This window comes from Desulfomicrobium escambiense DSM 10707 (assembly GCF_000428825.1).
Classification (GTDB): Bacteria; Desulfobacterota; Desulfovibrionia; order Desulfovibrionales; family Desulfomicrobiaceae; genus Desulfomicrobium; species Desulfomicrobium escambiense.
The window spans coordinates 1-22,853 of the sequence record NZ_AUAR01000008.1 but is presented as its reverse complement, the minus strand read 5'-3'; the positions used below and the strand labels follow the sequence as shown (position 1 = coordinate 22,853).

Annotated in this window: 19 protein-coding genes; 11 read left to right on the top strand and 8 right to left on the bottom strand. The window is 62.5% G+C overall.

Annotated elements, in window-relative coordinates; all coding sequences use genetic code 11:
• The first annotated feature begins 347 nt into the window (after positions 1–347).
• The gene (locus G394_RS0108760; RefSeq protein ID WP_028577335.1) at positions 348–1,310 is read left to right on the top strand and encodes a radical SAM protein; all 963 of its coding nucleotides are present in this window, start codon (positions 348–350) and stop codon (positions 1,308–1,310) included.
• Positions 1,311–1,469: 159 nt separating this feature from the next.
• On the opposite strand, the gene G394_RS18595 is transcribed toward G394_RS0108760, so the two are convergent.
• The 7 genes from G394_RS18595 to G394_RS0108725 all read right to left on the bottom strand — a co-directional run bounded on the left by G394_RS18595 (position 1,470) and on the right by G394_RS0108725 (position 11,390).
• A complete protein-coding gene (locus tag G394_RS18595) occupies positions 1,470–3,152 on the bottom strand; it encodes a methyl-accepting chemotaxis protein (protein WP_051307072.1) in 1,683 nt (560 codons plus the stop codon).
• A gap of 243 nt (positions 3,153–3,395) precedes the next feature.
• The gene (locus G394_RS0108750) at positions 3,396–5,348 is read right to left on the bottom strand and encodes a methyl-accepting chemotaxis protein (RefSeq protein ID WP_028577334.1); all 1,953 of its coding nucleotides are present in this window, start codon (positions 5,346–5,348) and stop codon (positions 3,396–3,398) included.
• A gap of 379 nt (positions 5,349–5,727) precedes the next feature.
• Positions 5,728–6,504 (bottom strand): dimethyl sulfoxide reductase anchor subunit family protein, encoded by a 777-nt coding sequence (locus tag G394_RS0108745; RefSeq protein WP_342663413.1) that lies wholly within the window; start codon positions 6,502–6,504, stop codon positions 5,728–5,730.
• 11 nt (positions 6,505–6,515) lie between these two features.
• The gene (locus G394_RS0108740; RefSeq protein WP_028577332.1) at positions 6,516–7,076 is read right to left on the bottom strand and encodes a 4Fe-4S dicluster domain-containing protein; all 561 of its coding nucleotides are present in this window, start codon (positions 7,074–7,076) and stop codon (positions 6,516–6,518) included.
• 13 nt (positions 7,077–7,089) lie between these two features.
• Positions 7,090–9,342, bottom strand: a complete 2,253-nt coding sequence (locus tag G394_RS0108735; protein ID WP_028577331.1) for a molybdopterin-dependent oxidoreductase — start codon at positions 9,340–9,342, stop codon at positions 7,090–7,092.
• 26 nt (positions 9,343–9,368) lie between these two features.
• Positions 9,369–9,944, bottom strand: coding sequence for a TorD/DmsD family molecular chaperone (locus G394_RS18590; RefSeq protein WP_051307071.1), 576 nt, complete (start codon positions 9,942–9,944; stop codon positions 9,369–9,371).
• A 105-nt stretch (positions 9,945–10,049) separates the two neighbouring features.
• Positions 10,050–11,390, bottom strand: coding sequence for a helix-turn-helix domain-containing protein (locus G394_RS0108725; protein WP_028577330.1), 1,341 nt, complete (start codon positions 11,388–11,390; stop codon positions 10,050–10,052).
• Positions 11,391–11,498: 108 nt separating this feature from the next.
• Between G394_RS0108725 and G394_RS0108720 the strand changes: the two genes are divergently transcribed.
• Positions 11,499–11,891: a hypothetical protein gene (locus G394_RS0108720; RefSeq protein ID WP_156902552.1), complete on the top strand. Its 393-nt coding sequence runs from the start codon at positions 11,499–11,501 to the stop codon at positions 11,889–11,891.
• Between the two features lie 200 nt (positions 11,892–12,091).
• On the opposite strand, the gene G394_RS18585 is transcribed toward G394_RS0108720, so the two are convergent.
• Entirely contained in the window at positions 12,092–12,463 is a 372-nt protein-coding gene (locus tag G394_RS18585; RefSeq protein ID WP_051307070.1) for a helix-turn-helix domain-containing protein, read from the bottom strand.
• Between the two features lie 478 nt (positions 12,464–12,941).
• Here G394_RS18585 and G394_RS0108710 point away from each other — a divergent pair, with 478 nt between their 5' ends.
• The 9 genes from G394_RS0108710 to G394_RS21830 form a co-directional block, all read left to right on the top strand.
• Positions 12,942–15,440: a type I restriction-modification system subunit M gene (locus G394_RS0108710; protein ID WP_028577328.1), complete on the top strand. Its 2,499-nt coding sequence runs from the start codon at positions 12,942–12,944 to the stop codon at positions 15,438–15,440.
• Entirely contained in the window at positions 15,433–16,545 is a 1,113-nt protein-coding gene (locus G394_RS0108705) for a PDDEXK nuclease domain-containing protein (protein WP_028577327.1), read from the top strand. The genes G394_RS0108710 and G394_RS0108705 overlap by 8 nt, the downstream gene beginning before the upstream one ends.
• On the top strand, positions 16,542–16,679 hold the full coding sequence (locus tag G394_RS21180; protein WP_156902550.1) for a hypothetical protein: 138 nt from the start codon (positions 16,542–16,544) through the stop codon (positions 16,677–16,679). The genes G394_RS0108705 and G394_RS21180 overlap by 4 nt, the downstream gene beginning before the upstream one ends.
• A 370-nt stretch (positions 16,680–17,049) precedes the next feature.
• Positions 17,050–17,973 carry a restriction endonuclease subunit S gene (locus G394_RS18580; RefSeq protein ID WP_169725546.1) on the top strand — a complete coding sequence of 308 codons (924 nt, stop codon included), beginning with the start codon at positions 17,050–17,052 and terminating at the stop codon, positions 17,971–17,973.
• A complete protein-coding gene (locus G394_RS0108690) occupies positions 17,970–18,230 on the top strand; it encodes a DUF1016 family protein (protein WP_028577326.1) in 261 nt (86 codons plus the stop codon). Before G394_RS18580 ends, G394_RS0108690 begins: the two co-directional genes overlap by 4 nt.
• Positions 18,230–21,547, top strand: a complete 3,318-nt coding sequence (locus tag G394_RS0108685) for a type I restriction endonuclease subunit R (RefSeq protein WP_028577325.1) — start codon at positions 18,230–18,232, stop codon at positions 21,545–21,547. The genes G394_RS0108690 and G394_RS0108685 overlap by 1 nt, the downstream gene beginning before the upstream one ends.
• Positions 21,548–21,551: 4 nt before the next feature.
• A complete protein-coding gene (locus G394_RS0108680; RefSeq protein ID WP_084435478.1) occupies positions 21,552–22,304 on the top strand; it encodes a M48 family metallopeptidase in 753 nt (250 codons plus the stop codon).
• 4 nt (positions 22,305–22,308) lie between these two features.
• The gene (locus tag G394_RS0108675) at positions 22,309–22,557 is read left to right on the top strand and encodes a hypothetical protein (RefSeq protein WP_028577323.1); all 249 of its coding nucleotides are present in this window, start codon (positions 22,309–22,311) and stop codon (positions 22,555–22,557) included.
• Between the two features lie 117 nt (positions 22,558–22,674).
• Positions 22,675–22,853, top strand: a 179-nt coding sequence (locus G394_RS21830; RefSeq protein ID WP_043774332.1) for a transposase, incomplete at its 3' end; no start/stop codon positions are given.

The window sequence follows — 22,853 nt, the reverse complement described above, 5'->3', positions numbered from 1 at the left end:
AAGGCCGGGTCCGCCGGTCTTCCCTTTGTTCATTGGCGTGGAGCCCACACGGCTTTGCGATCGACCTTAATCGCATACGACGGCAAGCTTGCCTGCCACCGATCCCATGCCCTTCGATGCGGTATCTGCGATTCAACTCACGTGCCGGATTCGAGCGTGCCAACCTCGGGCTGTTCGGGCCGGGCTGTCGGCTCGCTTCATGGCGGCTGTTGCCGAAGCGCCCTTTTTGGGTAACCATGGCCCCAAAACAGGAAATGTTCAAAGCCTCCCGGATTATGGAATGCACCCGGCCACGGTGGCTCCTGACGCATCCCGTCATCTGGCCGTATTGAAAACAGGAGGGCCCCATGTTTGCATGTCTGTTCGGTCCCGTCCCTTCGCGCAGGCTGGGCATGTCCCTGGGCGTCGATCTGGTGCCCAGGAAGGTGTGCTCCCTGGACTGCGTCTATTGCGAGGTCGGACGGACTACGTTGCTGACCGACGAGCGCAGGGAGTACGTCAAGTTCGAGTTGGTGGCGCGTGAGCTGCGCGAGTTTTTCGCCCAGGGTCCGGAGCCCGACTACGTGACCTTCTCGGGTTCGGGAGAACCGACCTTGAACAGCCGAATCGGCGACCTGGTGGATTTCATCAAGCGGGAGAAGCCCGGCCTTCCCGTGGCCGTCCTGACCAATGGGACGTTGCTGCGCGACCCGTCGGTGCGGCGGGAGCTGCTCGGCGCCGATGTGGTCCTGCCGTCGCTCGATGCGGCCACCGCCGACGTCTTCAGGCGGATCAACAGGCCGCACAGCTCCCTGGACATCGAGGAATGCATCAAGGGGCTGGTCGCGTTCCGCAGGGAGTTTGCTGGCGCGCTGTGGCTCGAAGTGTTCATCCTGCCCGGCTACAACGACGCTCCGGAGGAAATTGCGGCCATCAGGAAGGCTGTGCTGGACATCCGGCCGGACCGCGTCCAGCTGAACACGCTGGACAGGCCCGGAACCCTGGAGGACCTGCGCGCCGCCACGCCGCAGGAACTCCGGGCTGTGGCGGACATGCTGGCCCTGGACAACGTGGAGATCATCGCCGCGCCGCCGCAGCGCAAAAACCTGGGCGGATACCGCAGCGACACGGAAACGGCCATTCTGGAAACCATCGCCCGCCGACCCTGCACCGTGGACGATCTGTCAACGATCCTGGGGCTGGGCGCTGCGGAAATCAACAAATACGTCGGGGTGTTGGAGGGCGAAGGGCGGGTCGTGCCCGTGCGGCGGGAGCGGGGCGTGTTCTATGCGCGCAAGCACGGGGGGCCGTCCCGAGGTTCTGTGTCCTGATTGCAGCGCGGCCGGCGATCACGCAGGCGTCCTGCTTGCGTGCGTAAGAGTTCAAACAGTGGCGGGACGGGCGGGTCGTCCAGAGTGACCGGCGGGGAGGGAGCCAAGGGCTTTCCCTCCCCGTTTTTGCGTCACGCCATGCCGCCCGGGGCGAAGCCCTTAGATTTTGAAGCGGCTGACCATGGTGTCGAGATTGCCGGCCAGGCCGGCCAGGGTCTCGGAGTTTTCGTGCATGGACCGCGCTGTGGTGGCCACCTCGCCGGCCGAGGCGCTGACCGCGGCCACGTCACGGGCGATGCCGCGAATGACCGTGTCCGCCTGGGCCACGTTCTCGTTGACCTGCTGGACGCCCGTGGAGGCCTGTCCGACATTTTCGGCGATGTCGTGGGTGGTCACGGATTGCTCTTCCACCGCGGCAGCGATGCTGCCGACGATGGCATCCACGTCGCCGATGACGTTGCTGATCTGCCCGATCTCGAGCACTGTCTGGCTGGTGGTGTGCTGGATGCCCTGGATCTTGCCCCGGATCTCCTCGGTGGCCTGGGCGGTCTGCTGAGCCAGTTCCTTGATCTCGTTGGCCACGACCGCGAAGCCCTTGCCCGCTTCCCCGGCCCGGGCCGCCTCGATGGTGGCGTTCAGGGCCAGGAGGTTGGTCTGGGAGGAGATGGCCGAGATGGCCTCAGTCACCTTGCCGATGTCCTGGGCCGCGGCGCCGAGCTGGCTGACCTGCGACGTGGCCTTGCCCGCTGCCGCGACGGCCTGCCCGGTGATCTCCTTGGCCTTGCCGGTGCTGGCCGAGATTTCGGCGATGGTCGCGCTCATCTCCTCGGAACTCGTTGCCACGGTGCCGATGTTCACGGTGAACTGCTCCATGGAGGCCGCGACGTTGTTCATGTTGGCGCTCATCTCCTCGGCCGAGGCCGCGACGGTGTTCGAGGTCTGCGTCATGGTCTGGGACGAGGTGTTCAGGCTCCCGGCCAGGGCCAGCAGGTTCTTTGACGCCCCCGTGACCTGGCTGGAATTGTGGGCCACATCCTTGATGATGTTGTGGACCCGGCTGACGAACTGGTTGAACCATTCGGCCAGTTCCTGGGTTTCCGTGCCCGAGCGGTCCTCGATCCGCCTGGTCAGGTCGCCTTCGCCCTCGGCGATGTCCTTGAGCATGACGATCATCCGGCGCAGCGGCGCGGTGATCCCCCCCGAAATGATGATGGTCAGTGCCCCGCCGATGAGAATGCTGCCGAGGGTGATGGCGGCGAGAATGAGCTTCAGGCGCGAGAAGGCGGCCTCGGCCTCCTTGCCGGCCGTGGCCGCGTCGTTATCGACGATTTCCGTCAGCTTGTTGATGTGGTCGCGCATGGTGTCGAACTTCTCGATCCCCTCGGTCATGGCCAGGGCGACCGCTTCCGGGCTGCTCTCGTGACCGGCCTGGTTGCGCAGGGCGAGTATCTTTTTGGACACCTCCTCCCAGACCGCCCGGTCCGCGCGGTACTTGTCCACCAGGGCCTTCTTCTCCGGGGAGAACGAGATCTCGATGAACTTGCCCAGCCGCGTATCGGCCTGCTGCATGTTCTCGGTGTAGGATTTCATGTGCTTTTCGTACTCAGGCGTGCCCGGTGCGCTCAGTAGCATGCCGTTCTCGGCCAGGAGCATCTGGTGCAGGTCGCGGTCCGCCTCCAGGAGCACGCTCGCCCCCGGCAAATCGCGCTGAAGCACCAGACTGAGTTTGCCGTTGATGGAGGTGGCCATGAAGAAGGCCACCAACCCCATGACGGCGATGAGAGCGACGTTGATGCCGAGAATGACGAACAGTCGCGCGCGAATGCGGAACCTTCCTAACATGTGAGTCTCCTGTGGCCTGTGATTGAGATACGGAACACGCAACATCCTTTGCAACCCAGTTCGCGACACTACCCAACAATCAAGGCGGATTCAAATGGATTTGTCTGACCCGGCGCAAGGCCCGGTGATGGGCGGCTCATGGCCGATGGGACAACATTGGCCGATCCGCCTGAATGCCGCCGTCCCATTTGCCGTATCGGCACGGGGCCCGCGTTTCTCTTTGTGGCGGGCCCTTTGCTGCATCTATACCTTGAACTGGCTCACGAGCCCCTTGAGCTGTTCGGCCAGCCTGGACAGCTCCTCGGCGCTGGCCTGGACCTGGTCGCCGCCCCCGCGGATGTCGCCGGTGATGGCGTCCACGGACGTGATGTCGCGCGTGATGTCCCTGGACACCGTCGACATCTCCGACGACCGCCTGTTGGCGTCCTGCACGTCATGCGTGGCATGGGAGATGTTTTCGGCCACCTCGCGGGTCACGGCGGACTGCTCTTCGATGGCCGCGGCGATGGCCGTGACGATGGTGTTGACCTCGCCGATGACATGCACGATCTGCCCGATGTCGCTCACGGCGCTGCCCGTGGCGGACTGAATCCCGCCGATGCGATCGCGGATGTCCTTGGTGGCCTCGGCCGTTTTCTGGGCCAGTTCCTTGATCTCGTTGGCCACCACGGCGAAGCCGCGGCCCGCCTCGCCGGCCCTGGCCGCCTCGATGGTCGCGTTGAGGGCCAGGAGGTTGGTCTGGGAGGAGATGGCGGCGATGGTTTCCGTGACCTTGCCGATCTCCTGGGCCGCCGCGCCGAGGTCCCGCAGCACGCCCGCAAAGCTGTCCACCTGCTGCGCCGCGTTGTCCGTGGTGCCGCGGGCGCGTTCGGTGTTGCCGGCGATCTCGCCGATGGTCGAGGTCATCTCCTCCGTTGCCGCGGCGACGGAGGAGAGGTTGGCCGAGGTCTCCTCCATGCCGGAGGCGACCGAGGCGATGTTGGCGCTCATCTCCTCGGCGGCCGTGGCCACCGTGGACGTCTTGGCCGACAGGGAGCGCACGTTCTGCGTCGTCTGGCCGCTCACGGCCGAAAGCTGCGTGGCCGAGGAGGCCACGGTCTGGGCGTTGCCCGCGATCTCGGAAATGATGCGCTGCAGCTTTTCGACAAAGGTGTTGAAGTATTGCGCCAGCTGCCCGATTTCATCCCGGGTCTCGACGGGCAGGCGCTTGGTCAGGTCGCCTTCGCCTTCGGAGATGTCCTTGAGCAGATGCACGCAACTCCTGACCGGGAGCAGGACCATGCGGCCGATGATCAGGGCGATGACGATGCCGATGGCGAAGAAGACCACGGACGCCAGGGCGATCATCCAGCGCATCTGGTAGATCGCGGCCAGCACGTCGTCCTGCATGGCCCCCACGGCGATGGACCAGCCGGTCCCCTCGATGGGCGCGAAGCCGAAGAAGCGGTCCTTGCCCATGAACGGATACTGTTCGAAACCGGACTCGCCCTTGACCATGCGCTGCAGCATGGCCGACAGGGTCGCGTAATCGGGGTTGGTCTTGCCTTCTTCGAGGAAGTTCTTCTGGTCCAGGACGAACTGCCGGTTGGCGTGGGCGATGAGCACGCCCTTCTCGTCGATCATGTAGGAGTAGCCGGTCTGGCCGTACTTGATGCCGTCGGTGATTTCGCTCAGCATGGTCGCGTCGAGCCTGGCGATGAGCACTGCGCGGGCCTTGCCGTCGTCACCCTTGATCGGGGTGGCCAGGACGATGACCGGAGAGTTGGTCACTTTGCTGATGATGACGCTGGAGAAGAGCGACTCGCCGGCCATGGCCTGCTTGAAGTACGCCCTGTCGCCCAGGTTGGCCGTGGTGCCGTCGGGGTACTTGGCCTGGCCGTCGGCGGAGATGATGCCCATGCCGAGGTATTTCATCCGGGCCGTTTCGTTTTCCAGGGCCGGCCGCTGCTGCTCCCAGTCCATGGATTTGACGACGTGGCGGTTGGCGATGCCCTGTATGACGGCGAGATGATAGTCCAGGCGGCTGCGGACCAGATTTGCGCCGTTTTTGGCCGTCAGGACGATGTTTTCCTCCACCTGGCCCCGGGCCGCATGCATGGCCCGGTTATAGGCGATATACCCCAGGCCTGCGCACACCAGCGCCAGCAGGGCCAGAATCCCGCCGATCAGTTTCACGCGAATGGGGATGCTCTTCATTGCCGCCTCCGAATGGTGGATGGTTCAGATGACCTTTTCGTGTCGCACTGTATCGGGAACTCAGGACTTTCGCCCTTACTTCCCCTATTCACGCTGTCCCGGCCCGGATCGATCCCCTTTGCGCAGGGCAGAGAGGTAGGGGGGACACCTCAAACTGTATGACAAAGATACAGGAAATTACTGACGAGAGAAAGAGGCCGACGGCATGGGCGGTGAGATTTTTTCGGATTTCCATGCCGGACAGACCGAGATGATACCGAAGAGGCGAACCGCACAGCGTAGAGAACGCGCTGAAGTGACGATTTCAATTTTTGGGTCGCGCTCAAGCAGGGAGCATGGGGCCGAAGCGGAGCGGCGATGCCGCCCCGCTTCGGTCGGGTCAGTAAGGGTTGCCGATGTTCATGGCCGTGTGGACCGTTTCGGCGAAGAAGGCCGCGCGGCCGGCCAGTTCGCCCAGCAGGGCCAGGATGGGGAGCCAGGACGGGATGGTTCGATTCTTCCAGAGCACTCCCAGGCAGGCCGCCATGACGGCGATATTGGCCCAGTAGAGCGGGGAGTCGAGCCAGGCCAGGCCGCTCTGGCGCATGATCTCGCCGCCCGAGAGCCAGACGCAGGGCACGGCCAGACGTACGACCAGACCCGTCACCAGGGCGGTGGCGCAGATGCGCGCGAGCAGCGTCTGACTGCCGGCAGCCGCGAACCAGCTGGCGAAGCCCGCACCCAGGACCACGGCCGAAATCAGGAAGAAGACCGTGGGCAGGGCGTTGTTCAGGGCCGGAAACGCGGGCGGAGCGTATGTCATGCCGGACGCCAGGACAGTGGCCAGTCCGGCCAGGATCGCGCCCCAGAGCAGGGCGCCCTTGCCGATTCCCGCAACCGCCGCGACCGCCGCCAGGGCCAGGAAGACGCCTGCGGCCAGGACCTCGCGGCTGAGCCAGGCTTTTTCCAGATGGGCCAGGGCGCGGTAGGCCTCCAGTGGGTGCCCGAGGTGGAAGAGGGACGCGACGATGCCCAGGCCCATGAGCCCGGCGACCAGTGTCCATTCGTTGCGGGCGCTGCCTCCGTGATGGCCGGCAAAACCTCGCACCGCGCTCATCAGGACCATCCCGACGGCCGCCTGTGAAAGCACCGTGAACAGAACAAGTGGCAATTCCATGGATTGCATCGCTACCTCCTTACCAGGGTCGGCACTTTGGGCATGATGAAGCGGGTGGAAGGGTTCACCTTTTCGTTTTTGGGGAACCCTGCCGGGAATTGAATCTCGTTTCCAGGCTCCATTGTCGCCAGGTCCACGAGCTTCAGCGCGCCCGTAGGGCAGCTCTGCACGCAGGCCGGCAGGAGGCCGGCGTCGAGGCGCTCGTGGCAGAAGCTGCATTTTTCCGCGCGCTTCTCCACGGGGTTGTAGACGGGCGCGCCGTAGGGGCACGAGCGGATGCAGTTGCCGCAGCCGATGCACTTCTCCTGGTGATGGACCACCACCCCGTCCTCTTCGCGCTTGGTGTAGGCCTCGACGGGGCACACGTTCAGGCAGGCCGGGTTTTCGCAATGGTTGCAGGCCAGGGAGAAGAAGGCCCTTTCCCGGTGCGGATAGATGGGCTCACCCAGGGGATAGACCTGCCGCCAGACCACGCCTTCGACCTGATGGTAGTAATTCCGGCAGGCCATGGCGCAGGTGAAGCAGCCGATGCACTTCTCCGAATCGACCAGAAATGCGTAGTGTTTCTTCATCGCTATCACTCCTTTAGACCCGTTCGACGTTGGCGAACTGGTCATGAATGGCGACGCCGGGGGCGCCGGTCTTGTAGGCGCCCATGTCCGCCGCCTCGTCGTCCACCAGGTTCTGGACGTTGAAGTCGTTGCCGCGGCCGAACCAGGCCTCGTACATGACGAGACTCCTGGGGGCGACGTTACGGGTCAGCTTGACCTTGAGGCGCACCTCGCCGACCTTGTTGAAGACGCGGACCGTGTCCAGGTCATTGATGTTCTTGGCGCGCGCGTCGTCAGGATGCATGTAGAGGAAGGGCTCCTTGTTGTATTCGTGCATCCAGTCGAGATTGATGAACTGCGAATGCAGGCCGAACTTCGTGTGCGGCGTCAGCAGTCTGAATGCATCGTAGGGCTTGCGGCCTTCCTTGTATTTGGGGAGAGCTTCGTGGCCGTGTTCCCGGCAGAGGTCCGAGCGGAACTCGTACTTGCCGGACGGGGTGCCGAACTTCATGTCGTGCCAAGAGGCGGTGGAGGCGAGCCTGGCCTTGACGGGCCCGTTCCTCAGGTCGGTCCAGTGCTTGATGCCGAAGGAGTCGTAAATGCCTTGGTTGAACTCCTTCTCCAGCCACTCCCTGGTGTCGATGTCCTGCGGGAAGGTGCAGGAGCCCGGGGCAAGCGCGTTCATCCTTTTCGACAGCAGGGACGCGATCTCGATGTTCGACTTCGTCTCGTACATGGGTTTGATGGCCTGCTCGTTGATGCCCAGCCAGTAGTGCCAGTAGGATACGTTGACGGTCCATTCCTCGAAGAGGGTCGTCACCGGCAGCACGATGTCGGAGTTGGCCACGGTCTCGTTGAAGAACTGGTCCACGGTCACGACCAGCTCCAGCGTGTCGAAGGCCTTCTCCAGCTTGGGCCGGTCGAAGTCCTGGGCGAAGGGGTTCTTGCACGACACCCAGAGCATCCTGATGGCCGGGTCCTTGGCGTCGAGGATGCCCTGGGCGGTCTTGTTGATGTTGAAGGTGCGGTCCGTGTAGCTGGCCGCCCCGCCCTTGGTGAAGTCGAACTCGCCCTTGGGGCCGCCCGCGCCGACGAAGCCCACGGAGCCCTCGGGCTGCTTCTGGAGGAGGGCGTGGTAGTTGAAGCCCCAGGTCCGCAGATGGCCGTAGCGTGCTCCGCCGCCTTCCTTGCCGACGTTGCCGGTCATGGCCACCAGGGCGTCGATGGCCCGCACCGAGGCCCCGCCGTTGGTGTGGCGCTGCATGCCGTAGCCGATCCAGATGGTCGCCGGGTCAGCCGTGGCGAACTCCTCGGCCACCTCGCGGATCTGCTCGGCCGGGATGCCGCTGACCTCCGCGGCCCACTCCACGGTCACGTTCTCGCGCAGGTAGGCGGCGAATTCCTCGAACCCGAGGGCGTTTTCGGTCACGAAGCCCTTGTCCGTCAGCCCCTTGTCGAGGATGTGCCGGGCCATGCCCAGGGCCAGGGCGCCGTCGCTGGACGTCTCGGGCTGCCAGAAGACGTCCGCCTTGGCCGCGGTCTGGGTGAAGACCGGGTCGATGACCACGACCTTGGCGCCGCGCCGCTTGGCCTCCATGATGTATTTCATGGAGTGCACCGAACACCAGGCGGGGTTGGCGCCCCAGACGATCACGTATCTGGCTTTGACCATGTCCTCGGGGTCGTTGCACCACATGTCGCCCAGGTCGTAGTTCTGGGCGTCGATGCCCGCCGGCCAGCAGGGGGTGCCGACGAAGCGGGTGGTGTAGCCCAGGGACGACATCATGCCTTCGACGCCGTAGTTGGTGATGCCGAAGTTGCCGGAATACTTGGTCAGTCCCAGGCCCAGGAGGCTCCCGTCCTTTTCCTTGATTTCGAGGATCTTCTTCGCGATGCGGTCCATGGCTTCGTCCCAGGACACGCGCCGCCAGTTGCCCGAACGGCGGCCGTCCTGGACCATGGGGTACTTGATGCGGTCCGGGCTGTAGACGCGGCGGGGGTAGGCATACCCTTTGACGCACAGCCCGCCGGCCGTGAAGGTCGACTCCGGCGCTCCCTCGATGAACTGCACGACCCCGTCCTTGACGTACGTCTTGATGGAGCACGTGTCGTAGCAGTTGCGTGGGCAGGCGTTGCGGAAGATCTGGAAATCCTTGGCGTTGAATGCCGTGGACGCCTGGGCGGTGTACGGCATCAGCAGGCGCAGGGGCAGGAGCGAGGCCGCCCCGGCCATGGTCAGCCCCTTCAGGAACTGGCGCCTGCTCAATCCACTCGGTGTGTGTGACATGTCACTCCTCCTCGACCGCGCGGGCTTCAGGACCGGCGCGGCGCTGCTGCTGTTGAATTGCGTTCGCTGTCGAACCACGAGTCCAGCGCGTCCGCGGCCAGGGCGATGACACCGCCTCTGGTCGCGTGTTCCCGGACCGTTCGGACGAAAGGTGGAATCCACCGCGCCAGATGCTCCCCGACGAACCATGCGTGCAGGTCCGCGATCTCCGCGTCCGGCGCTCCTGTCTGAGCGGCGAGCCAGGCCTTCATGGCCAGCACGGCTTCGAGCTCGTAGGCCAAGTGGTCGTCGGGGATGACGCCCTCGCCGGGTACGGCCAGGCCGAGGCGGTGGTATGTCTGGCGCGCCTCCATGGTCGCCCTGCCCATGAGGGCGCGGTCGGTTTCGGACCAGGCCGAGGCGAAGGGCGGGGCGGGGACAGCCGCCGGTCCCACGAAGAGACGGTTGAACTCGTACTCGGCCGCGGTCCAGTCCGTGCAGGCAGGGATCTCTGCGCCGGAGCTTTCCGCGATGCGGACGGCTGCCCCCTGCAGGCCGGCGGCGTCCGTGGCGGAGAAGAAGTCGCGCAGGGCCTCGATGATGGGGAATACACGTGCGGACATGCTGACGTACCTTGGTTACAAGTTGGGGTACAGAGTACCCGTATCACAGGTACGTCAGCGATGCCATGTCCGACAGGCGGGATTCAGGGTAAATATTGGGTAGTTTTAACTACCCAATGCGCTGTCCAGCCCCATGGTGTTGAGATGGGCGAAGAGGCTGACGCTGCGGCCGTGCAGGCCGAGCTTGCGGCGGATGCTCTTGCGGTGGGTTTGGATGGTTTCCACGGAGAGGTTCAGGAGGTCGGCGATGTCCTTGTTGGAATGGCCGGACTGGATGAACTGGCAGACCTTCATCTCCATCTGCGTGAGCTTGAGGAGCAGGGGCATGCCTCCGGAGTCGCGGGGCAAGAGGCGCGTCAGCTGGTCCTTGGCGACGGTGACGTATCCCTTGCGGATGGCCGGGTCGTTCTCGGACTCGATGCGCTCCAGGGCAGGCAGCACGAGGGTGTTGACCTTGGCGGCGAGGTTGCTGGCGTGCTCCTCGTGCTCCCGGCCGACGCTCTTGAGGACGTTGCGCAGGGTGATGTTCATCTCTTCGAGCTGCGCCTTTTCCCTGCGCAGGGCCTCGGTCTTTTCGTCGACGATACGTTCCAGCGTCTCGCGTTGCATGGCCTGGGTGGTCATGTTCGTCAGCACGAAGATGTACTGGTCGCTGGCCATGCTTACGGACTTCAGGGGGTTGACCTGCATCCTGTAGATGGCGCTCTCCCCGAAGGGTGCGAGCTCGCAGGTGATGCCTACGGGGTAGTACCGGAGCAGTTCGTCGACGCTGTCGCCCTCCAGGGAAAGGACTTCCCAAATGGGGCGATGCATCACGTGCGCCTCGTCCATGACGGCCTTGACCGCGGCGTTGATGTTCACCACCTGTCCGGTGCCGTCCACTACGAGGATGAGGTCCGAGGTGGCGTTCAGTATGTTTTCGAAGCGGCATTTCTCCAGGGTCAGGAGCCGGTTCATGTCGTCGAGCCTGCCGTCCGAGAAATCGGGGAAGGTGCGGATCCAGTCCTGCAGGTAGAGCACTTCGAGGGCGTCGCCGTAGAGCCGGATCAGCCTGCGCGCCTCCACCTTGCGGGCGTATTCGGCATCCATGGCCTCGATGACGTCGAGGAGGCTGTGGATGAAGGTCTTGAAGCAGCCGAGGAACATGTCGAAGGTGATGCCGCGCGCCCGGTGGCGGCGGGACGATTCGATCAGGAAGCGTTCCCAGCCGCTGTCGCGGCGGAGCAGTTCCGGGAAATCCGATGGAATGCCGCCTGATTCGAGGTCGGCGAGGATCGGGTGCAGGAATTCCTTCAGGGCGACCATGCAGTCCACGCGCTTGGCCGTGGTGTGCTGCAGGTATCCTGCGGCCTCCATGCGGATGGTCCATCTTTCGAGGAAATAGTCCTGGTCTGTCTCGATCAGCCGCAACAGGCCCTCGTGGCCGTTCGTGACGGGCGTCTTCATGGCGTTCTTCTCCGGCAAGGCGTTCTACCCATTGTCTACCCACCGGATTGTCTTATTTCTTTTTGGGCGTATCAGCAAGGCAGGTCAATCCGAGCTTCGGGAGGAAGAATGCGACGAATCTGCGTTTTCATAACCGTTTTGTGCCTCGGCATGACCGGCATGGCCCTCGCCGACGGCGGCCAGGCTGCCGGGACGAAGGCCGGCCGCCTCGTCCTCGCAGGAGAGCGAGCCGTGGGCGCGGACATGACCGCGTCCTTCGACATGGGCGGCTACACCCCGCCGTCTGGGCAGTCCGTGGCCATCAACGTGGACATCCTGGAAAGCCCCGACGGCCCCATGCCCAGGATCATACCCGGGTACCCGGTGACCAGCCTGGTCTTCGAGACTCCGGGGAAATACGTGCTGAATTTCAGGCTCAACCAGATCTGCAAGACAAGCTGCGGCGGAGTTGCGGCCAGGCCGCTCATGGAGAGGGAGGAGACCATCGTGATCGCTCCGTGAGGCGCAGAGGTTAACCGGGATCGGCCCGGTGCGTTGGGCTGACGTTCGAGATGGTCGCCTCTTCGGCGCCGATGTCCGGGACGGAGGCGTTCGGCAGAGGCATGGGCGCCGGAGGGGCTGATCAGCAGAGCCAAAACCTGGAGAAAATTCTCGCGGAGAGGATGAGCCCTGCCGGAGACGTGGCGAGTCGGATAGCTTGGTCAGGCCTTGTAGTCTTCAGCCGTTTCGCAGGCGGATGTATTTGCTTCGGGCTCGTGCAGGGCCTCCATCTCGCGGAGCCTGATTTCCAGTTCGCAGCCAACGGCGCGGGCGTATTTCCTGAGCGTGGATACTGACGGAGAATGCCTCCCGGCGCTTTCGAGCCGCGACACGGCGCTCTTGGTGGTGCCCATGCGCGTGGCGACGCTTTCCTGGGTCAGGCCTGCCCGGATTCTCGCCGCGACCAGTTCGCGAATGACCGCGTATTCACCTTCCAGTCTCTCGTAAGCGTCCTCGAATCTTTTCCGGCGGCGGGCCCGTTGCAGGAATTTTTCGTGGTCGTGGGTCACGGGTTCGTATTTCAGGTCCGGCATTGCATGATCTCCTTCATTCTCTCCCGGGCCAGGCGCTTGTGGCTGGAGGGTATGGCCTGCTATTTTTCATCGGTTTCGAAATCAGGTCTGAGACGATGCGTGATCCTTTCATGCTTGCGCTGTCGATGGTTATCGGAAAGGTGACGGCAAAAGAACCGTGGTCAGCGTGCTGCCCGTTGAAATCAATATCAACCCTACCCAGAGGTTCTTTTCTGCCAGGGGATCATGTACGTATTGTCAGTCAGTCTTGCAGTGAAATATGTATGACAAAATAAGTACTTGTCCCTTTCGCAACTTTTCTTGTAGCAAAATTGTCAAGGTGTTTGTGCTTGATGATCGAAGAAGAATCTGGAGAAATTTTCGCCCAAGGACGCCTTGACCTGTCTGTCCGAAGATCGCATGCCTCGGAGCGGCCATCTCCCTGGCAACGGTTGGGGAGCATCTCACAAGAACCATCGAACTGAACCGGATTCCCTTCATGCCACTGACCCTCCCACAGCTCGAACGTCACCTCTTCAAAGCAGCCGACATTCTGCGCGGCAAAATGGATGCCTCGGAGTTCAAGGAATACATCTTCGGGATGCTGTTTCTCAAACGCTGCTCCGACGTGTTCGACCAGCGCTGTGAAGAAGTCATCAAACTGGAAATCGACGCGGGCAAGAACACCGCCGAGGCCGAGAAATCCGCCGAAAATTCGCGCTGGTACAAGAAGGATGGGTCCTTCTGGGTGCCGCCGCAGTCGCGCTACGAATTTCTGCTCAACGATGCCCACCAGAACGTGGGGGACTTTCTGAACAAGGCGCTGACCGGCATCGAGACGGCCAACACCAGCCTGTACGATGTGCTGGAGCACATCGACTTCACCCGCAAGGTCGGCCAGAGCAAGATCCCGGATATCAAGCTGCGCCAGCTGATCACCCATTTCGGCGCCTACCGGCTGCGCAACGAGGATTTTGAATTCCCGGATCTGCTCGGCGCGGCCTACGAATACCTGATCGGCGAGTTCGCCGACTCGGCCGGCAAGAAGGGCGGCGAGTTCTACACGCCGCGTTCGGTGGTGCGGATGATGGTGCGGCTCATCAAGCCCGAGCTCAAGCACGACATCTACGACCCCTGTTGCGGCTCCGGCGGCATGCTGATCGCTTCCAAGGAATACATCGACGAGCACGGCGAAGACGGCCGCAAGGCCAACCTCTTCGGGCAGGAATTCAACGGAACGGTCTGGTCCATCGCCAAGATGAACATGCTGCTGCACGGCATCAGCAACGCCAATCTGCAAAATGACGACACCCTGGCCGAGCCGCAGCACGTGGAAGGCGGTGAGCTGATGCACTTCGACCGCGTACTCACCAACCCGCCGTTCTCCATCAACTGGGGCAACACCGAGAAGGATGCTAATGGCAAGCCCGCCTGGCAGCCCAAGTTTGAAGCCGAGCGCTTCACCTACGGTCAGGTGCCGCTGGGCGCCAAGAAGGCCGACCTGATGTTTCTGCAGCACATGCTGGCCGTGACCCGCGACGGCGGCATGGTCGCCACCGTCATGCCTCACGGCGTGCTGTTCCGGGGCGGCGAGGAACGAAACATCCGCGCCGGCATCATCGAGGATGACCTGCTCGAAGCCGTCATCGGCGTCGCGCCCAATCTGTTCTACGGCACGGGCATTCCGGCCTGCATTCTGGTCTTGCGCCAGAGGGTGCAGAAGGGCGCCCAACGCGTCAGCGGCAAGCCGCCCGAGCGCCAGGGCAAGGTGCTGTTCATCAATGCCGACCGCGAATTCTTCGAAGGCCGCGCCCAGAACTACCTGTTGCCCGAGCACATCGAAAAGATCGTCACCACCTTCGATGAGTTCCGGGCCATCGACGCTTTTTCGGCCATTGTCGACAACGCCACGCTCAAAGCCAACGACTGCAATCTCAACATCCGCCGCTACGCCGACAACGCGCCGCCGCCCGAGCCGCACGACGTGCGCGCCCATCTGGTGGGCGGCATCCCCAAGGCCGAGGTGGCCGACAAGGCCGTACTGTTCAGCGCCCACGGTCTGAACCCCATGGATCTGCTGGTGGAACGGGACGCCAGGTATCTCGATTTCGCGCCGATTCTCGACACCCGTCAGGCCCTCAAACCGGCTGTTGAAAGCAATGCCGGTCTGGTCGCCAAGGAAACGGCCGTCCGCACCGCCTTCGAGCACTGGTGGCAAACCCACAGCGTGCGCATCACGGAGTTGTCCGGGCAAATGGACAACGCCGCCAGCCTCGTCGCATTGCGTAACGACCTGTTGGCCAGCTTCAGCCAGAGTCTGGAGGCCATCGGTCTGCTCGACCCCTTCCAGGTGCGCGGCATCGTCGCCGGCTTCTGGTATCAGACCAAGTACGACTTCCTCACCTTGATGGCGCGCGGCGCCAAAGGCGTGGCCGACGCCTGGCGCACCAGCATCGTCACGGCGCTGGAAGACAAGACCAGCAAGGAAAACCCGCTGGAGCACAAGCTGGTCAAGTTCCTGATGAGTGATTTCGTGGAGGCCATCACCGAGCTGGAGGCCAAAAAGGCCGAGCTGGACAGCCAAATCAAGGCTGCCGCGCCCAAGGGCGCCGAAGGCGAGGACGGCGAAGCCGCCGAGGCGGAGGAGGATGGCGACGATGAAAACGCGGTGAACGAAGAGCAGATCAGGGCGTGGAAAAAGGAACTCGCCGCCGTCAAAAAGCAGCTCAAGGCCAAGAAGGACAGCTTCAGGCAGCACATTGACGCCGCCGTGGACGGGCTGGCCCCGGAAGCCGCCGCCGACCTGCTGCTGACCATCCTGCACAACGACATGCAGGCCATCGTCGAACGCTACATGGCCGCCCAGCGCAAGCAGATCGTGGCCGCGTTCGAGAACTGGTGGGACAAGTACCGGGTGACGCTGACCGAGATCGAGGGCAAGCGGGATGCGGCGGCCAAGGCGTTGCAGGGGTTTTTGAAAGGGTTGGGGTATGTCTGAATCATTGCCGTTCCACGGGTCGGAAGACTTTGAAACATTGGCTCAAGCCATTGCCGAAGCGCATCGGCAGATGGCCGCACAAGCGTCTCGGGCGGTCAATATCGGTCTGAGCCTGCGCAACTGGCTGATCGGGCGTCATATCGCCGAATTCGAACTGGCGGGCAAAGACCGCGCCGAGTATGGCGAACATCTGTTTTCACGCTTGGCCGCCCGGCTCAAAGCCCTGCGCATACCGGGCTGCGACCGCCGTGAACTCTACCGCTACCGGGATTTCTTTACGTGCTACCCGCAGATAATGGGGACGCTGTCCCCACAATCATTGCCAAGCGTCCTACTGGAGAAAGTGGGAACGGCGTCCCCACAGTCAGCTCCCGAAATGCAGCTTCTTGCCCGCCTGAGCTATTCCCATTTCGCGCTGCTCTGCGAAATTGCCGATCCAGAGCAGCGGCGTTTCTATGAAATCGAAGCCCTGCGAGGCCAATGGTCGGTACGTGAACTCAAACGCCAGATCGGCAGCCTGTATTATCAACGCAGCGGCCTGTCCGGCGACAAGGACGCTTTGAGCCGGCTGACCCGTGAGTCCTGCGAGGTCCAGACTCCGGCTCAGGTCATCCGTGATCCCTACGTCTTTGAATTTCTTGGCCTCCAGCCTGCTGAAGTCATGCGCGAGGCTGATCTGGAAACCGCGCTGATTGATCGGCTGCAAGACTTCCTGCTCGAACTCGGCCACGGCTTTTGCTTCGAGGCGCGGCAAAAGCGCCTGTCTATCGGCGGCGAGTATTTCTTCGTGGATCTGGTCTTCTATCACCGCATTCTCAAATGCCATGTCCTGGTCGAACTCAAGACCGACCACTTCCGCCACGAACATCTGGGGCAATTGAACAGCTATGTCGGCTGGTACCGGGAAAACGCCATGACTCCGGGCGACCAGCCGCCCATAGGCCTCCTGCTCTGCACAGCCAAGAATGACGAATTGCTGCGCTACGCCTTGGCCGGTCTTTCGGACAGCCTGTTCGTGTCACGCTATCAGGTTGAACTGCCTCGGCCAGAGGACATGAGCGCCTTCTTGAGCCGGGCCTTGCACGAACTGGAGGGAGCGCAATGAACTCGAACCGAAAAGTGGCGGCCTTAGCGAACTGGTGGAACACGTACCGGGTGCGGGTGACGGAGATCGAGGGGGAGCGGGATGAGGCGGCGAAGGTGTTGCAGGGGGTTTTGAGGGGCGTGGGGTATGTGTGACTTGCCCCTCTCGTCGATTGCCGAGGTCAATCCAACCGTTCGGATTCCGAGAAACCTCTCTGGTAAGGACGCGGTTTCATTCATTCCGATGGGAGATGTTTCCGAGTCAGGACATTGGACGTTCAAGCAAATTCGTCCGCTCAGATCGATTGCTGCCGGATTCACTGCATTCAATGAAGGAGACATTCTTGTTGCGAAGATTACTCCGTGTATGGAGAACGGCAAAGGCGCTCACGCTCTCGGCCTTGAGAACGGTCTCGGGTTCGGGAGCACCGAGTTCCACGTGCTACGGGCAAGGCCAGGAAACGCGCAGCGGTTTGTTTTCCACCTTACACAGTGGAGGAAATTCAGGCACGCAGCGGAGGGGCAGATGGTCGGTTCTGCGGGGCAGCAACGTGTCCCACGCTCGTTTTTCGACGAGTTTCTTGTTGCCAACTTTGACCCCGACGAGCAATCGACCCTCGCCAAAATTCTCGACACCCTCGACACCGCCATCCACGAAACCGAGGCGATTATCGCCAAGCTCAAGGCCGTCAAGCAGGGCCTGTTGCACGACCTGCTGACGCGCGGCATCGACGCCAACGGCGAACTGCGCCCACCCCAGGCCGAGGCGCCGCATCTCTACAAGACCTCGCGGGTGGGTTTGATTCCGAAGACCTGGGAGCTGCGGGGCGTGTTGGATGTAGCCCCCGAAGACCGTCAGAGCATCCTCACTGGACCCTTTGGTGCAGATCTCGGCCAGAGTGATTTTAGACCCGAAGGCGTGCCTGTACTGCGAATTGGAAACGTCCAGTCAGGCTTCATTGATTGGAGTGACACACAGTATGTCACACAGCACAAGGCTAACTCGCTTGCGAAGTACCTTATTCAGGAGGGCGACCTGTTGTTTGCGCGACAAGGAGCAACAACAGGCCGCAATGCGCTAGCGGACGCGCGCGCAGATGGAGCTGTCATCAACTACCACATTATTCGGGTGGCTGTCGACAAAGCGAGGTGTCATCCTTCTTATCTTTATGCGGTTTTCAATTCCGACAATACCAAGTCCCAAGTGGATCAAGTGAAGGGACGAGGGACGCGTGAGGGAATTAACTCTGCACAGATTGCTGCGCTCTCGTTTGCGCTCCCGCAGCCTGAAGAACAATTGGAAGCAGTCAAGCGGATGGCAAGCATCGACGAAAGTATCCGCAGCGAATCAGCACTGCGTGCTAATCTACTTCTGCAAAAAATCAGCCTAATGGACGACCTCCTCACCGGCCGCGTCCGTGTTACTCCACTGCTGGAGGCTGCCGAATGACCGAACGCCCCCTTTCCTTGCCCCATCCACTCATTGGCTATGTCGAATGGACAGCCGAAGCAATTGTCCAACAGCCTTTTGGACAATTGTCCTGGGGGCACGATCCGGTGCTCTCGACCAAGCTGAAAACCCCTGGCCTGCGTCTGGCCTTTGCACTGCGGACCACTGAACACGGCTGGTCGCGCAGTGTGCTGGAGATTCATATCAAACAGGAACTGGGCCGACTGCCGGATGCAATACCGGGGAAGGAGTGCTGATGGGCTGGGAACTTGACGATGTCGAAAAGCCTTTCGTGGCCCAGCTGCAAACGCTGGGCTGGGGGCACATCGAGGGCAGTCTGGACGACCCGGCGGTCACGGGCCGAACCGGCTTTGCCGAGGTGATTCAGGAGGATGTCCTGCGCGGACAACTGCGCGCGCTGAACCCCGGCCCCGACGGCGAGCCTTGGCTGGACGATGCGCGACTGTCCGAGGCCGTGGCGGCCATCACCCGCCTGGGCACGCACAAGCTGATGGAGGCCAACGAAAAGGCCACCGGCCTGTTGATTCGTGGCTTGACCGTTGAAGGCCTGCCCGGCTGGATCGGGGGGCGGGGGCAGACCATCCGCTACATCGACTGGGAGACTCCGGCCAACAACCGCTTCACCGTCATCAACCAGTACCGCGTCGATTGCCCTCCAGGCTTCAACAGCGGCAAGGCCTTCATCGTGCCCGACCTTGTGCTGCTGGTGAACGGCATCCCCCTGGTCGTGGTGGAGTGCAAGAGCCCATCCACGCCCGAACCCCTGGCCGAGGCCGTTGACCAGCTGCGTCGCTACAGCAACCAGCGCAAGGCCGCCTTCGAGGTCGACGACAACGAGGGCAGCGAGCCGTTGTTCGCCACCAACCAGCTGCTTGTGGCCACCAGTTTTGACGAGGCGCGGGTGGGGTGCGTGGGCGCGGCCTTCGAGCACTACGGCCAGTGGAAAACGGTGGTCGGCCCTGATGGCACCGGCAGCGAGATCGAGGTGACGCAAGCTCTGGGCAAGCCCGCCCTGTCCGAGCAGGAACGCCTGATCGCCGGGCTGCTCGCACCCGCGCACCTGCTGGATGTGATCAAGAATTTCGTGCTGTTCATGCAGGCGGGTGGGCAGACCATCAAGGCTGTGTGCCGCTACCAGCAGTACCGGGCGGTGAATCGGGCCATTGCCCGGCTCAAGACCGGCCGGACGCGATTGCAGCACGGCGAGTACGATACGCGCGGCGGCATCATCTGGCACACCCAGGGCTCGGGCAAGAGCCTGACCATGGTGTTTCTGGTACGCAAGATGCGCGGGGACGCGGACCTGCGGCGCTTCAAGGTCATCGTCGTCACCGATCGCAAGGACTTGCAGGGTCAGTTGTCCGTCACCGCCACCCTGACCGGCGAAGCGGTCGAGGTGGCCGACAGCACGGCGGGCATCAAGGCCCTGGCGCGCCGCAAGGGGCCAGGGCTGATCTTCGCCACCATCCAGAAATATCGTGACACCGACACTGTTGGCGAAGCGCCGTTGACCGTGGACGATCTGCCAAGGCTGGAGGAGCCGAAAGCCGCCTATGCGGCCAACGAGAAGTTCGAGGTGCTGAACGAGGACGAGAGCATCCTCGTGCTCGTGGACGAGGCCCACCGCACCCAGGCGGGGGACCTGCACGCCAACCTGCTGGCTGGCCTGCCCAACTGCGCGCGCATCGGCTTTACCGGCACGCCGATCATCATGGGCGAGAAGAAGCGCACCCATGAGATTTTCGGCGAGTTCATCGACCGCTACACCATCAAGGAGTCCGAGGCCGACGGCGCCACCGTGCCGGTGTTGTACGAGGGCCGCACGGCCTCCGGGGCGATCAGGGACGGGGCCAGCCTGGACGAGTTGTTCGAGGACCTCTTCCGCCAGCACACGCCCGAGGAACTGGAGGCGATCAAGAAAAAGTACGCCACCAAGGGCCATATCTTCGATGCCCCGGCGCTCATCGCCGACAAGGCCCGTGACATCATCCGCCATTACGTCACCAATATCCTCCCCAACGGCTACAAGGCGCAGGTGGTGGCGTACAGCCGTCTGGCGGCGATCCGCTATTTCGAGGCCTTGAAGCAGGCCCGCGACGAGCTGCTTGCTGAAGCGCAGGCGCTGCCGCCGGAAGACAAGGGGCTGGATGACGAGGCCTTGTGTCAACGACCGGCCAAGGTGCAGGCGGTGGTGCAGGCCTGGCGCTATCGCGACACCCTGGCCCGCATCGAGTTCGCGCCCGTCATTTCGGGCAGCAACAACGACGACCCGGCCTGGAAGCGCTGGACGGACGGCGCGGCGCACGAGCAATTGATCAAGCGTTTCAAGAAGCCGCTGTTTCACGCCAAGCCGGAAAAGACCGATCCGCTGACTTTTCTGGTCGTGAAATCGATGCTGCTCACCGGTTTTGATGCGCCGATCGAAGGCGTGATGTACCTGGACCGCCCGATCCGCGAGGCCGAGCTGCTGCAGGCCATTGCCCGCGTCAACCGGACCGGCTTCGGCAAGCGCTGCGGCATCGTGGTGGATTACTATGGTGTGGCCCGGCATTTGAAGGAGGCGCTGGCCGCGTACTCCGCCGAGGACGTGGAGGGTTCGCTGGCCAGCCTGAAGGACGAGGTGCCGGTGCTGCGCGCCCGGCATCTGCGCGTGGTGGACCTGTTCCGAAGGCTCGGTATCGAGTCGCTGGATGACACCGAAGCCTGCGTTGAGGCCTTGGGCAGCGAGAAGCTGCGCGCCGAATTTTCCGTCAAGCTCAAGGCGTTTTTGGGATCGCTGGACACGGTGCTGCCGCGTCCCGAGGGCCTGCCCTACTCGGGCGACGCCAAGCGTCTGGCCTACATCTACGCCCGCGCCCGCAACCGCTACAAAGACACGCCGGTGCTGGGCAAGGATGTCGGCGCCAAGGTGCGCAAGCTGATCGACGACCATGTGATCTCCTTGGGTATCGACCCCAAGATTCCGCCGATCCAGCTGACCGATGCCGAGTTTGACACGCATGTCGCGCGCGCCGCGAACGACCGCGCCAAGGCTTCCGAGATGGAGCACGCGATTCGCTCGCACATTCGCAAGCACCTGGACGAAGACCCCGTATTGTACCGCAAGCTTTCCGAACGCCTGAACGACATCCTCAAGACCTTGGGCGAGCAGTGGAACGAGGTGATCTCGCAATTGCAGAAGATCATCGACGAACTGCGCACGGGCAAAGCCGGCAGCGCCGATACGCCGGGCGATTTGCCCGAGCAGTACGCGTCCTTCCTGCGCACCGTTCTGGACGTGGTGTGCGCCGGGCAGACGCCGACGCCTGCGGAACTGTTGCGATTGAAGGATGTGACGGTCGAGTTGGTGGACCTGATTGCGCAGGAACTGCAGGACAACCGCGACATCTGGAGCCCCTACAAACGTGCGGCGCAGGAAAACCTGAACACGCAGCTGTTCGAACACGTGATGCGCCTGCGGCCGCCTCTGGTGGATACCGACAAGGCGGGCGTTCTCGCGGACAAGTTGATGGAACAGGCCCGCGCCAACCACGATAAACTGGTGCAGGTGTAACGCCATGTCGGTGCCTTTGAAATCTGTCGACCATCAAACGGATAGTCCCTCTGCCTCGGCCGAGAGCTATATCCAAGTGGACGATCTGCGCTTCGCGCTACGCCGCAGCGCCCGCCGCCGGACCATGCAAATCACGGTGGAACGAACCGGTGAGCTGATTCTGAGCGCGCCGCCTGACGTCGGCATCGCCCAGTTGCGTGATTTCGTCACTGAAAAGCGCTTTTGGGTGTATACGAAGTTGGCCGAAAAGGAGCGTTTGCAGCGCCAGGTGCCGCGTAAAGAGTTCGTCGGCGGCGAGGGGTTTTTGTATTTGGGGCGCAGCTATCGGCTGAAACTGGTCGAGGACCAGAACACGCCCTTGAAACTGGCGAATGGCCGCTTTGCATTGCGGCGCGATGCGCAGGAAGGCGCACGCGAGCATTTCATCCGCTGGTACAGCGAAAGGGCCCGGGTATGGCTGTCGGGCCGCGTGGCCGAGTACCGGTCGCGCATGGAGGTGATGCCCGTCGGCATCAAGGTGCAGGATCTCGGGTATCGCTGGGGCTCCTGCGGCAAGGGCGACTGGCTGTACTTCCATTGGAAGAGCATCCTGCTGCCGGCCCGTATCGCGGAATACGTGGTCGTGCACGAGATGGCCCATCTGCACGAGGCCCACCACACCGCGGCCTTTTGGCTGCGCGTTGAGCGGGCAATGCCCGACTATGCGCAGCGCAAGGCTTGGCTGGCGGAACATGGGATTGATATCGAGGGGATATAAAAGCATGGCGGATTATTTTACCAGTGACCATTTCAAGCTGCTGAACAAATGGAAGAGGACGATTTACGACAAATCCAACCCCGAGCAACAGAAGGTATATGAGGAGCTGAGCCAGGCTTTCGATGTAACGAAACGCTGGGCTGATGCAGTCCAACAAATCTTGTTTCCGATGGGCTGGGCGAAGACGGTCCGTAAGCCGTGGAGGTCTGTTCGACTTGACGCCCCAATACCGGGACGTGTGGAGCTACGTTGACGGGGGAAGAGCAATTCCAAGAGGATTAAAAGGTAGTGTGCGGGATCTTCAGCAAAAAGAAAGACCATGGCATGTGTGGGTTGTACCACCAATCCACAACTCCGGGAGGAGTCTGCCATGGTCAGGAAGAATTCTATTCTATCGTCGTCTGAACTGAAAGGGCTTCTTGAAGGCGAACAGGATGTTTTGAAGGAACTCGTGCGTGCGGTTGTCCAGCAAACGTTGGAGGCCGAGATGGACGCAGCCCTTGGAGCATCCAAGGGTGAGCGCACAGAGGGCCGTCTGGGCTATCGCAG